Origin of the sequence: Streptomyces sp. NPDC047079, assembly GCF_040643755.1 — a bacterium.
Lineage (GTDB): Bacteria > Actinomycetota > Actinomycetes > Streptomycetales > Streptomycetaceae > Streptomyces.
The window spans coordinates 1-12,091 of the sequence record NZ_JBEYUZ010000033.1 but is presented as its reverse complement, the minus strand read 5'-3'; the positions used below and the strand labels follow the sequence as shown (position 1 = coordinate 12,091).

Sequence of the window (12,091 nt, the reverse complement as noted above, 5' to 3'; positions counted from 1 at the left end):
CGGCCGATCCAGGTGACCCTCGGCGCCTTCGTGCGCGGCGAACGCGTGAGTAGCACGAAGAAACCCCGCCAGGGATTACCTGGCGGGGTTTCGACGTCATCGATCTGTTTCATCGATCTGTCGAGATCACTCTTCGTTCAAGGCAGCTCGGAGGTAGGCGATGACATCTCCGGTCGGCACCTCGACCCAGGTGGCCCCGGGCACCCCGAGGCGCATGACCTCATGACGTTCCCCGTCCAGCTCACGCACGAGAACCTGACGGCTCGTCGCGTCCAACGGATCCACACGCAGGCGCACGGCACCGTGCGTGATCGTCGGGAACATGTTCCGCAGTACCTCATCCGCATGGAGGCGGCGCAGAAGGTTCCATTGCCGCCGGTGGAAGTCGGACGACTGGAGGTCGGACCACTGCGAAGAGGTAGGCTCTCCCCTTTCGAGCGCCCTGGTGAATTCATCGAGCTCGATGAACTCGAATCTCTCCTGCAACTCGTCGAGCGGGATGCCTTCCCGCCATGCAGCGACCGCCTCCACGAGCAATCCGAGATCCCCCGTCGAGCCGATCTCCCAGGTGAACCCGGGAATGTGGACACCCAGCCGGAACAGACGTTCCTCGGCCGCAGGATCGACCGACAGGAAACCCCGCGCTGTCTCGATACTGATGACGTCGGTGGCCCAGGGTGCCAGCCCGATGTCGCACCCGCGCAGCTTCGCTTCCTCTCGCATGGCCGGTGCGAGGCCACCCGAAGCGGTCACGTCCGGGTACGGGTCTTTCCGATGGGCGTCCATACTCATTGTATTCCTTGGCAGTGGCAGTACCCGATGACCGAACCTTTCACAGGGTCGAGTTTCCCCAGAACCGAAAGGTCCGGCATATCCGTCGGGGGGTCCAGCCGCATGGCGCCATCGGGACCCGACGGGGAGTAGAACTTCACCGAACTCCACGGACGTTGACCATTGGCGACAGCTCTGGCGATCATGGACATCTCGTAGTCCGTGGCAGGTCCGGCCTCACCAGCCCTGAGGCCGCGCTTGGCAGCCGCCATGAAGCCTCCGAGTTCGTTCAGTCCCGTCATGTTGACGTGCAGCGTCACGTTCGGGTCGGCGATGGCCATTTCCGCGATCCGGGCGAAGTCCTTCGGAGACGCGTTGGAGAAGGTGGTGAACTTGTTCTCGGGAAGCCCGGCCCACTCGTCGAGCTTGCCCTTATTCTGCCACCCCAAGGCGACCTTGCAGTTGTGAACAAGGATCGGGGTGGGGCCCGCCAGCACGAAGAACGTGTGCAGGTCGTCGACCGTGAGGTCGTAGACCGTGCGCGGAGTCAGGCCCGAGCGGTCGAGGAGGGCGGTCACCGCGTGGACGGAGCCGTCCGGGGTGCGCAGGCGCTCGCCGACGTGCAGGTCGGAAACCAGCGTCCACCCGCGGTCGACCACGTAGAACTTGTGGCCGGCGGTGCTGGCCAGCCTCCCCCCGCCGGAAACGGTGATGTCCACCAGCCGCTGGGTGTCGTGCTTGAAGGTGTCGGTGACCTGTCGGGTCCTCAACTGGCCGGTGGCCGGATCCGTGGCCTTGACGAGGTCCCCCACACCCACCTGGCTGATGGGCCGGTGTGAGCCGTCCGCCATCAGCACCTCGGTGGTGCCGGGGAAGCTGTTCGCCCGGCAGGCGGTGTACAGGTCTTCGTAGGCCTTGACGGTGTTGTTGAGCTTGGCGAGGGTCCCGGGGTCCAGGTCCAGGGCCTTGAGGGCATTGAACGCGTCACGGACCCCGACGCCGGTCTTCATCGCGGCGTCGAGAGCCCGGATCCCTTCGAAGACCTTGCTGAACGCCTTGCCCGGGATGAAGTTGCTCAGTGCCCAGGCGCAGCCGCTGGCGCTGCCGTGCCAGCAGTCGACGAAGTCCTGGACCAGAACCGCCTTGATGAGCTGGTAGGTGACGGTCTGCTGGATGAGCTCCAGCTTGGAGAAGTACCGGGTGACGTCCTGCTTCAGCCCTGGGATGCGCTTGCTCTCGATGAGCAGCGTGTCCTGAGACGGGCAGCCGCCGGCGCCGGCCGTGGTGTCGGGGTTGGTGCAGAGGAAGAAGTCGACCGTCGCGGTGAAGGTGACCGTGAACGTGGTGGTGCAGCCTTCGAAACCGACCGTGATCACACAGGGGTCGTGCTGCTTGGCGTCGGTGATCTCGATGCTGTCCTCGTCGACGACGTACCACGTGCCGCCGACTCCGGTACCCGCGCCGGTCGAGACCTGCTTGTTCGCCGCGTTGCGTGCCGCTTCCTCGGCTGCCTTCTCTGCCTCCTTGGCGTACTTCAGCGCGTCCTTGGCCGCTTCCTCGGCTTCGGTGGCGGCGGCGTCGGCGCGGTCGGCTGCGGCGCGGGCGTCCCTGGCGGCCTGCTCGGCCTGCGAGGCGGCCGCGCGGGCGGCTTCGGCGTCGAGGGCTGCCTGGTCGGCGGACTCGCGGGCCTCCTTGGCGTAGCCCTCGGCGCGGCCTGCGGCCTTGTCGGCGGCTGCAGCGTCCTCGGTGGCCTGGCGGTCGTACTCAACGGTGCGGGCCAGGGACGCCGACGCCTGTGAGGCGGCCTTGGCGGCGTCGGCCGCGTAGCCGAGCGCCTCCTTGGCATAGCCGCGTGCGTCGGCCGCGTGTGCCGCGGCGTCGGCCGCGTACTGGTAGGCGATCTTCGCGTCGCCCTTCGCCTGGTCGGCGAGGTTCTTCGCGGCGTCGGCCTCGGCCTGCGCGTTCTTGGCGTGGGCGTCCGCGACGGCCTGCTGCTGGTCGGCGATCGACTTCGACGCCTGCCCGGTCAGCACGACCAGACCGGCGGCCGAGTCGGTGTCGACGTACGGCGAGCCGAGCTCGATTGCGTCGTTGGCCGGCTTGGCGACCTGCGCGGCTGCGTTGCCCGCGTCGACCGCTGCCTGGGCGGTGACGTGGGCGAAGCCTGCCGCCTTCGCCGAGGCGGCCAGAGCCTTCGCGGCCTCCTTGTTCGCCTCGTCCGCCTGGGACTTGGCGTCCTTGGCGTGGGCTTCGGCCTCATCGGCCAGCTTGACCGCCGTCTTCGCCTCCGAGGCGGCATGCTGCGAAGCGGCGATCGCGTCGGCCACGGCACTGGTCGCGGTCTTCACCGCGGCGTCGGCCTTCAGTTTCGCCGCCTGCGCGGCGTCCGCGTCAGCGCGGGCCCGCTTGGCGGCAGCCTCGGCGCGTGTGGCCGCGGCGTCCGCTTCGGCCGCTGCCTCGGTGGCGGCATCGGCTTCCGAACGGGCCTTCGCGGCGGCTGCCTCAGCGTCGTCGGCGTGCCCGTCTGCCGCGTCCGCCGCCGCCCTGGCCTCCTGGGCGTTGCCGTCCGACTCGTGGGCCTCGGCGTACGCCTCCTTCGCGTCCGCCTTGGCGCGCGCGGCGTCGGCCTTCTGTGCGGCGTCCCAGGCGTCGTCGCGTTTGGCCTTGGCGTTGTCGCGGGCCTTCACCGCGTCGTCGCGCTTGCCCTCGGCGGTCTTCTCGGCGGCTTCGGCCTTGTCCTTGGCGTCCTTGGCCTTCGTCGCCTCGGCCTGCGCGTTCTGCTTGTGTTGTGCGGCCGCGGCCTGCTTGGCGGCGGCCATCTCCTTCTCCGCCTTGGCCGTCTTCTCCTCGGCCTCGGCCGCGAGCCGCTTGGCGTGCGCGTCGGCGGCAGCGGCCTTCGCGTCGCCCTCGGCCTTCAGCGCGACGGCGAGGTTCGCCTCCGCCGTCGCCTTGTCCTTCTTCGCGTTGTCGCGGTGCAGCCTGGCCGCGTCCGCCGCGGCCTTCGCCTGCAACTCGGCCGCGTGCGCGGCCTCCTTGCGGAACTCCGCGTTGACCTGCGCGGCCTGGGCCAGGGCCCGCTGCGTGATCGTCTCGCTGTCACCCGCGGCAGCCCTGGTTGCGGCCTCGGCCGTCTCACCGGCCTTCACCATCGCCGTCAGCGCGGCCACGGACCCCTTGGTGACCTGCGCCTTCTGCTGACCGACGAGAAGCCCACGACCCCGCGGCGCACCAGCGGCATCCGCGACACCGTACGCCGCCTGCTCGGCCGCATCGGACGCGGTGGCCGCCTTCGTGGCGTTCTCCATCTGGGCCTTCAGCGCGGCAAGCTGCTTCTTCGCCGCCGCCTGGGCGTCGGTGACGACCTTCTTGGCCTTGTCGAACTCGGCCTTGTCCGGGTACAAGGCGCTGTCCGTGCCCTTGTGACCGGACGGCTTGATCAAAAACTTCTGCGAACCGGCGTTCTTGCAGTCCCACAACCGCGCGTCCGTGCTCTTGGTGAACGCGCTCAGGTCGAGGCACTTGCCCGTGCTCACGCTCTTCAGGGGCGCGGTGGCACGGACGTCGCCCTTCCATGTCTGCCCCGCGGACTTGTAGCAGTCCGAGATCTGGATCTTCGTGCCGTTCGCCGACCCGTTCCCGGCCACGTCCAGGCACCTCTGCGAGCCGACGTTGCGCAGGTGCAGGTCGTCCTCGCTGCCCTCGAGCGTCCACTGCTGGGCCGCACCGCCGTTGCAGGTGTAGATCTGGACGGGAGTGCCGTTGGTCTTGGCACCGCCCGCAACGTCCAGGCAGTTGCCCGCCGCGCCCGGAACCTCGATCGTCACATAACTGTCGCCGATCCAGCCCAGCCCGCCCGCGGACCAGTAGTCCTGCCAGCGGGTGGAGTAGTCGGCGAGCCACGACTGGCCCAGGATCTGCCCCAGGGTGAACGTGCCGTCCTGCAACGCCGTCGTCGCGGTGACGTTGCCGGCGAGGATCTGCTGCCGCTGCGTGGCCTGGGAGGCGATCTCCTGCTGCCACTCGGCGGACGCCTGCGCCACCTCCTTGCCGAGCACCCGGTTCGGGTCGATCGGGGCGTGCCACGCACACGAGGCGAAGCGGGCCTTCAAGTCCTCGACCGCGATACGGAACTCCGGGGTGTCCGGCGCCGGGGCGGTGTGAGGGAAGCCGCCCGAGGACAGGAAGACACGGGCGTCATCGGCGAACACCCTGGGAACGAACAACTGGTTGGGTTCGATCTTCCCGGAGTTCTTCTTCCACAGCGCCCACGCCTGCTGCTCCTGCGGTGTGCCCCCCGTGGTGTACAGCTGATCGCCGATCGCGAGCGCGGCGGCCTTCGTGCTGTCGTCGGCGGTGGGCGACGGATCGTAGAACGGGGAGAACAGGTCGACCGACTTGAAGTACGACTGATACAGCCACGGAAGCAGGCCGGTCTTGTCGTAGATCTCGTTCGCTCCGCGCGGTTCGCCGGGGTAGGAGCTCAGGCCGCTGACGGCGGTGGAAAACGCATGCTCCTGGTCATTGGCCTTCTTGACCCACTGGTCGCTGCTGGCGCTGTCCGCGTAGAAGGCCTGGTGCAGGGGGGTGCTGTCGTCGGCGAGGTCCCGGTTGAGCTTTTGGTGGAGCTGGTCGGGCGGCAGCCCGACGGCGTTTTGTGCGAGGGCGAACAGGTTGGGTCCGCCCTTGCGCAGGGCATCGGCGGCCACACACTGGTCCTCGCGCAGCTGCTCAGCCGCTTTGCTGTCGAAGCCGTCGTACGAGTCGCTCGTCGCGGCCACGGGCTGTTCGGCGTCCCTGCCGAGCTGGCCGGGCTGGACGGCCAGGCCACCGAGGACGGCCAGGGCGGCGACGGACGTGACGGCAGAGCTGAACGCTGCGGATGTTCGTGATCTGGGATTGAACAACCTCGGTCTGAATCGCAAAGGGGCATCCTTCATAGCGAGCGAAGGCAGGCAGGGGTGACCGCCCGAAGAGGCGTGGGGATACGCGCGGGTCAGCCCGTCGTCCCGGTGCGGGAACAAGGGCAGCAGACAGCAGCGACCAAGTAGGCGTTCACAACCAGCCGGTGTCGCGGCATGACGAACCGTCCCTCCCCCGTGACGGCACTGTTCCCCCGGCCGCCGAATGACGTGTGCGCGTCACGAGGGATGGGTCAAGGTCCCTCAACGGTGGGCGCGCGGCGTTCAGTTACCCACAGGTCAACCGGCTGTGGCAAGGGCCGAACCCGGTGTCCCGGCTGCGGAGCGGTAAATCACTTGCACGGCCGTTCATGGCACGTCCTGCGCGAAAGTCGTGCACATACCGGGAGTTACCTATGTGAGACATGTAAAGAAGGCGTGCCGAGAGTGCACATTCTCCGCCATAAATTGACCGGAAGTCGCCTACTCGTCGCAATGTGCGGTCGTGCCGCTATGGGCTCGACCGGCGCAAGAGCGTGCAGGTTGAGGGCTGCCGGGACGTTGCCCGCGGGAGACCGGCGGGACCCGAAGCCGGTGCTGTGAGCTTCCGCGCCTACGCCGACAAGTGGGCAGAGCAACGCGAACTGGCGCCGGTCACCAGGGATCTCTACCGCCCGCTCCCCGGCAAGCACCCGGCCGCCTTTGCCGACGCGGACTTGGACGAGATCACCGCACCGCGCGCGAATCGCGGGCCGGACGACCGAGGCCAGTCGATCAGCGCCGAGGCATACCGCCTCCTCAAGGCCGTCATGAAAGCGGCCGCCGATGACGAGCTGATCCCGTGCAACCCGTGCAGGCCGAAGAGCCGGCGGGGCCTTCCCGGTCCCTCGCTGTCGGACAGTCCACGTCCGTCGACCAGTGGACGCCTGCTGTGACTTGGAGGGCGGGACCACGTACTCCACTCGTGTCAGGTGACGCGTACTCCGCCGTCGACGAACAGGTCCTGGGCGTTGACGCCGGTGTTGCGCAGGAGGAAGTCGGTGGCGTCGGCTACCTCCGCCATCGTCACGAGGCGCCCGATGGGGGTACGTGAGACCTGGGGGTTCTCGGGTACGTCGCGCCACCTCGGGTGGTCGCCCACCATGCCCGGGTGGATGGCGTTGACGCGGTGGGGCGCAATCTGCACTGCGAGGGTCTTCACCTGTCCGGTGATACCTGCATTCATGGCGGTCACCATGGTGGAGCCGGGGTAGGGGCGTTCTTTGGCCAGGCCGCCGAAGAGTACGACCGACGCGCCGGGGGCGAATCGGTCACTCAGGACTCGCACGGTCTCCGTGTACCCCACCAGTTTGGTGGTCACGGCGTGGACGGCCTTGGCGATGTCGAAGTCCGCGACAGTGGTGAAATCCTCTGTGACGGCGGTGATCACCAGGTTGTCGACTTCCCGAACGTCGACGAGCGCTTCCTCGATGCTCTCCGGCCGCGACAGGTCAACGGCCAGGCCCCGCACTGTCCCGGCGACTTCGGCGGCCACGGACTCGGCGCGCTCCGGGGTGCGGCTGGTGATGATGACGATGTCCCCACGCCCGGCGAATCGCTGCGCCAGAACGCGTCCCAGGCCGTCGCTCCCTCCGATGATGATCGACGTGGTCACGATCCAGTGGTTCCCTCCGGTGGCCATGCGGCTGATAAGGGATCTTATGCGGGCAGATAAGGATGGAACGGGTGCCGTTTGACTGGTCCACTCGGTCGGCCCAGGACCCGTCCCGGCCGGACGGTCCGCCTGTGCTCCACGGCAAGGATCTGGCGGGAACGGCCTGTGCGCCATACCTCGGATTCGATCAGGTGTGTGATTTTTCCGTGGGCATCCTGAGATCACCTCGATGAGACGGGCGGGGCAGAATATGCTGGTTTGTGCACGAAAGTGATGGTGATCAGATATGACACTCCGACGCCAAGCCTCAAGCTCGCGCCTCCGTAAGGCCACCCGGCTCGCACTGGGCGGTGCCCTGGCAGCCGCCCTGACGCTGGGCGCCAGTCCCGCCGGGGCCTCCTCCGCGGGCCACGTTTCGACGATCGACGCGGCGACTCACCGGATGACCGTCACGGATCACGGTCGGACGGTGATGACCTTCACTGTGGGCTTCGGAAAGTCCGGATTCCGCACGCCGTCCGGAACCTTCCATGTGCTGGGCAAGAACGAGGTCATCAGAATGACCTCGTGCAGCGCGAACATCACGTGCAATCCGCGTAGCCCCAACTACTACGCCCTCACGGTCCATTGGGCGGTGCGCTTGACCAGCGCTGGTGTGTTCGTCCACGCGGCGCCCTGGGACCACGCCATCGGTCAGGCGGACATCTCCCACGGCTGCATCCACCTGAGCACGGCGGACGCTCACCGCTTCTACGATTTCAGCCGGGTCGGCGACACGGTGATTGTCAAGAACGCCGGCGGCTAGAGCGGTCCGTAGCGCCCCCTACGCTCAGCGGCCAAACCGGAAGCTACAAGTGCCCTGCGGTCCACACTCAACGGGCCGCCCGAAGCGCTCAGTGGCCTCCCGGCGGGACTCGAAACTGCGCCAAGCGCTTGGAAGATGCGTGCACACCCCAGCGGCCTGGGCCGGCAGTCCGAGTGTCAGCTCCGCAGCAAGGTGTCGGGGGCCGTCGTGCTCGGTGCGCGTTGCCGTCAGCATTGCTGTCAGTGCCGACGGCGTGCGTGGTGGACGGTCACCGCCTGTGAGTGAGGCGGGGCGACTTGGGGCCTGACCAGTGGTGTGCCGACTTGGATCTCACGACGCGCCTACAAGATCACGATCCAGCAACGCCACTTCCGCGGAACCTTCACAATCGTCACACTCTATGTAGTGTCCGAGGGTTTCTGGTTGCAGAGGAGTCAAGTGGCGATCCGAAAGAGCGTGGAGGAGACGCTGGTCGTCGCGGGCGAGCGCGACGAGTGGCTCACCCGCTGCGCAAAAGGCCTCATAACCGCAGGATTCAAGGACGTACAGACGAGCACGGTACTCGGGCAGGTGACCGGCACATACAAGAAGTTCCCGACCAATGGTGAGCTGGCGATCACCGTAGTGCCGAGCGCCCAATCAGGGCACACCCAGCTGACGCTCCGCTCAACCGCGGCAGTTGACAACGTCTACGCCCTGTTCTCCAGTCCGAACAAGAAGATCCTCGCGACTGCGAAGGCCGGCCTGGGATGAGCACGTCTGGGTTTGAACAGTCCCCAACCAAGCTCTGCTCCGCTTGCGGAACTCTCACGCAGACGGTCAAGACCTTCTGTCCGGAGTGCGGCACCACCTATGGCGAGCCGGGCGGCGGTAGGTCGGCCAGCTTTGTCTGGGGCGCTTTTGCTTGTGCGGCAGTATCCCTGCTCTTCTTTCCCATCGTTCTGGGGCCCCTCGCGATCGTTCTGTCGGCTATCGCAATGAAGCGGAAGGAGCCGCACGCCTCCGTGGCCCTGGGCCTTTCGGTTGCAGGCATGGTGATCGGCTTCGTCATCGGTGCCCTGGCCTACAGCGCATAAGCGGGCGACAGTGTCACCACCACCCTCGAATTGGACTCGGCAATGAACACTCCCAGCCTGTCGACCTGAGGGTTGACACGGGGGCGAGCGGCGAGAATCGAGCTCGTGCTCTCGGTTTCGGAAGCTTGGGTGATCTATGAGTTGTTGGCGTACTCACCTGGGGCTGAACGGCCTGGGCTGGTCGACCGTCGGCTCAATTGCCCGGAGTTTCCCCGTAGTTCCCCGCACATCGCGAACCGCCGTCCCCTTCGGGTCGGCCAGCCACAGGCCCAGTGTCTGAGCTGCGTCTTCCGGCAGCGCCCGTTCAAGTATCGTCGCATCGAGCTTGTCCGCCAGGCTCTGGTCGAACCTCATGAGAACGCCCCCTCCTTGCGTGACAGGTCATCGTGGCATGCAGCGGTGACAGCGGCCACGACGGACCTCCCTCATTTCCCGGGCAGTCCCGCGGGTGTGTGGAGGGGCGTCGTGCGAGACCGCACCTCCAGGATGCGCGCCCAAGCGGGACGCCGAGCGGTAACTGGTGCGCCCCTGGCCATCCGTTGCCGCATGCGGATCGTCACGCCCCAGGCCCCGAGGACATCGAGATGGTGAGACACCAACGGGTCGTCTGAGTTTCAATATCTGCACCAAAATGGGGAGGGATTCAGCGTGGTTCAGATGTACCCGCCACCGCCGCCACCACGGCCACCGAGCAGACGGAAGGCGTGGCTGCTGATCGTGTCTGTGTCCGTCGTGATGGCGACGGCTGTGGGGGCGGCCGTCTACGTTGACCGGTCGGACAAGGGGCACTCGTCCTTGGCGACTCCGTTCGCCGATGGCATCTCGACTCCGAACGTGTGGGTGGGGACTGAGAACGACGGCGTGGCGATGGTCGAGCTGACGAGGACGGGGCCGAGCCTGTCGGGGTCGCTGGACATCACGGGAATCCCGTCCAGCAACCCGACGACGACGAAGTCACAGCACGCGGCCTTCACGGGGACGGTCGACGGGACTGCGGTGACGTTGCGGATCGACAATGCCTTCGGGTCGGTCGGCTCGCTGTCGGGAACGCTGACGAGCACGGAGCTGAATCTGCACGTGCCGAACAGCGAGACCGGGACCATGTACGCCCTCGCGCTGCGGCCGGGCACGGTCGACGACTACAACAACAAGGTCGGCGATCTCCAGATCCAAGCGCGTAAGGCGCTCACTGACCTTCAGGATGCACAGGACCAGGCGAACCAGGCCGCTGCCGACGCGGAGACCAGGGGGCAGATCGACGCTGCGGCAACGAAGGCGAACTCCGCGTACACCGAGCTGAAGCGCACGCTGGGTGTGCCGGTCGACTACAGCACCTTCGTAACCGACCTCGCGACGGCTCGGCGTGACCTGAAGACGGTGAAGGACAACGCGGCGAGCCTGTCCGGCGAGGACGCATGCATTGACGCGGGCTCCGTGGAGTCGGATGCAGGCACCGTCGAGATGGACGCGGGGACGCTGGAGATGGACCGAGGGACGCTGGACTTCACGATCTCCGACATCGAGAGCCAGTCGACGGCGCTCAAGGAGGCGTGGAACAGCTACACCGAGAGGCAGAAGCTGATGCCGGAGTACCGGCCGGTGCTGACGACATTGGCCGGTGGGGTCACGAAGCTGCGGTCGGATGCGGAAGACGCGGTCACCGCTGTCAAGTCCGAGGGGGACGGCTACGTGAAGACCGGGAAGGATTTGGCGGCCGAGGCACGCAGGGTTTCCGACGCCGCCGTTGCGTCGTCGTGCTGACAGGGGCGATCCCTAGGCGCGCCGACCAGGCTGTCCGAGGCTGGAGCGAACCGTTGAGCTGTTGCGTGAGTACGAGTGATCGCGCGCGGCACCAGGCTTCGGCCCCTTGGACTCGTCCGGGGGCTCCTCCCATTTGCTGGGCTCACTAAGCTTGGCGTTTAACCTCGCTGGGCTTGGTGCTCCTTGATCGATTCGGCGCGTTTGACGGTCTTGCCAACGTCGTGGCGTCTGGCCCGTTGCTTGTTTTTCGAGCCGGGAGGCCGTCCGGGGCCTGGGCGGGACGGTTTTGGCGCGCTTGCCGGGCGGGCTGCTGCTGCGCGGACGTTGCGAAACCCCCGGCGGACTCGGGCGGGGGTGAGGCGGCGGGGTTCTGCGGGCCGTTCCCATGGGCGACGGAGGTCCTCGGCGAGGGGCCGGGCGAGACGGAGCTGGGTGTGAGCGGCGATGATCAGCCAGGTCCACAGGTCGGCCGTGTCGGGATTCCTGACCCTCGGGGCGGTCCAGCCCAGGGTCTGTTTCATCAGCCGGAAGGTGTGCTCCAGGTCGAAGCGGCGGAGGAAGGACTGCCACCAGCGGTCCACCTCCGCCGGTGCGGCGGCGGTGGCTGAGCACCACAGCCAGACCGGTTTCGGGTCACGGTCACCGGGCAGGCGCTCGACCTTCAGGCGGATCAATGTGCCGTGCAGGACAGGGAGTTCTTCCTTGGCGTGCTCCAGCCAGGGGCCGCGGTGAGTGAGCCGGGGATGCATCCGGTCCCAGGCCGTCGCGGTGGCTGTGCCGTAGCGGGCGGTGTCCGTGGCGGTCGTAACGTCGGGCTCGTGCCAGCTGTCGGGTTTCTTGAACGTGAGGACGCCGCCATGCCGGCGGGGACGCCCGCCCCGGGGACCCGACCGGGCGGGGCCGGGGTCGCGGAGCATGACCCGGTCCGAGCGCAGGCGCCCGACCAGTACGACGGGCAGGTCGGCGAGAGCGTGGGTCAGGTAGGCGACGTCGTAGCCGGAGTCCATCACAATCAGGATGTCCGGATCGCGCGGTCTCCAGTGGCCTGCACTCGTCAACCGCCCGACGACATCGTGGAGTTGGACGGCCGTGACGGTCGTCGCGTCGTCGGCCGGGCCCAAGCGGA

9 protein-coding genes are annotated in these 12,091 nt (G+C 67.4%); 4 read left to right on the top strand and 5 right to left on the bottom strand.

Features of this window, described 5'->3' with window-relative positions; translation table 11 throughout:
- Positions 1–126: 126 nt before the first annotated feature.
- Together ABZ823_RS27675 and ABZ823_RS27670 are read right to left on the bottom strand one after the other, a co-directional pair.
- Complete coding sequence (locus ABZ823_RS27675) at positions 127–792, bottom strand: hypothetical protein (RefSeq protein WP_361665575.1); 666 nt, start codon at positions 790–792, stop codon at positions 127–129.
- Complete coding sequence (locus ABZ823_RS27670; protein WP_361665574.1) at positions 789–5,708, bottom strand: RICIN domain-containing protein; 4,920 nt, start codon at positions 5,706–5,708, stop codon at positions 789–791. The genes ABZ823_RS27675 and ABZ823_RS27670 overlap by 4 nt, the downstream gene beginning before the upstream one ends.
- Before the next feature lie 560 nt (positions 5,709–6,268).
- Between ABZ823_RS27670 and ABZ823_RS27665 the strand changes: the two genes are divergently transcribed.
- Positions 6,269–6,604 carry a hypothetical protein gene (locus ABZ823_RS27665; RefSeq protein WP_361665573.1) on the top strand — a complete coding sequence of 112 codons (336 nt, stop codon included), beginning with the start codon at positions 6,269–6,271 and terminating at the stop codon, positions 6,602–6,604.
- A gap of 32 nt (positions 6,605–6,636) precedes the next feature.
- Here the strand turns inward: ABZ823_RS27665 and ABZ823_RS27660 are convergent, their stop codons facing one another.
- Positions 6,637–7,323, bottom strand: a complete 687-nt coding sequence (locus tag ABZ823_RS27660; protein WP_361665572.1) for an SDR family oxidoreductase — start codon at positions 7,321–7,323, stop codon at positions 6,637–6,639.
- Positions 7,324–7,609: 286 nt separating this feature from the next.
- Here ABZ823_RS27660 and ABZ823_RS27655 point away from each other — a divergent pair, with 286 nt between their 5' ends.
- Together ABZ823_RS27655 and ABZ823_RS27650 are read left to right on the top strand one after the other, a co-directional pair.
- Positions 7,610–8,128, top strand: a complete 519-nt coding sequence (locus ABZ823_RS27655) for a L,D-transpeptidase (RefSeq protein WP_361665571.1) — start codon at positions 7,610–7,612, stop codon at positions 8,126–8,128.
- Between the two features lie 438 nt (positions 8,129–8,566).
- Positions 8,567–8,881: a hypothetical protein gene (locus ABZ823_RS27650; RefSeq protein ID WP_361665570.1), complete on the top strand. Its 315-nt coding sequence runs from the start codon at positions 8,567–8,569 to the stop codon at positions 8,879–8,881.
- 476 nt (positions 8,882–9,357) lie between these two features.
- Here the strand turns inward: ABZ823_RS27650 and ABZ823_RS27645 are convergent, their stop codons facing one another.
- Positions 9,358–9,558 (bottom strand): hypothetical protein, encoded by a 201-nt coding sequence (locus tag ABZ823_RS27645; protein ID WP_361665569.1) that lies wholly within the window; start codon positions 9,556–9,558, stop codon positions 9,358–9,360.
- A 507-nt stretch (positions 9,559–10,065) separates the two neighbouring features.
- Between ABZ823_RS27645 and ABZ823_RS27640 the strand changes: the two genes are divergently transcribed.
- Positions 10,066–10,965, top strand: coding sequence for a hypothetical protein (locus ABZ823_RS27640; RefSeq protein WP_361665568.1), 900 nt, complete (start codon positions 10,066–10,068; stop codon positions 10,963–10,965).
- A 158-nt stretch (positions 10,966–11,123) separates the two neighbouring features.
- On the opposite strand, the gene ABZ823_RS27635 is transcribed toward ABZ823_RS27640, so the two are convergent.
- A partial coding sequence (locus ABZ823_RS27635) for a transposase (protein WP_361665567.1) occupies positions 11,124–12,091 on the bottom strand: 968 nt, incomplete at its 5' end.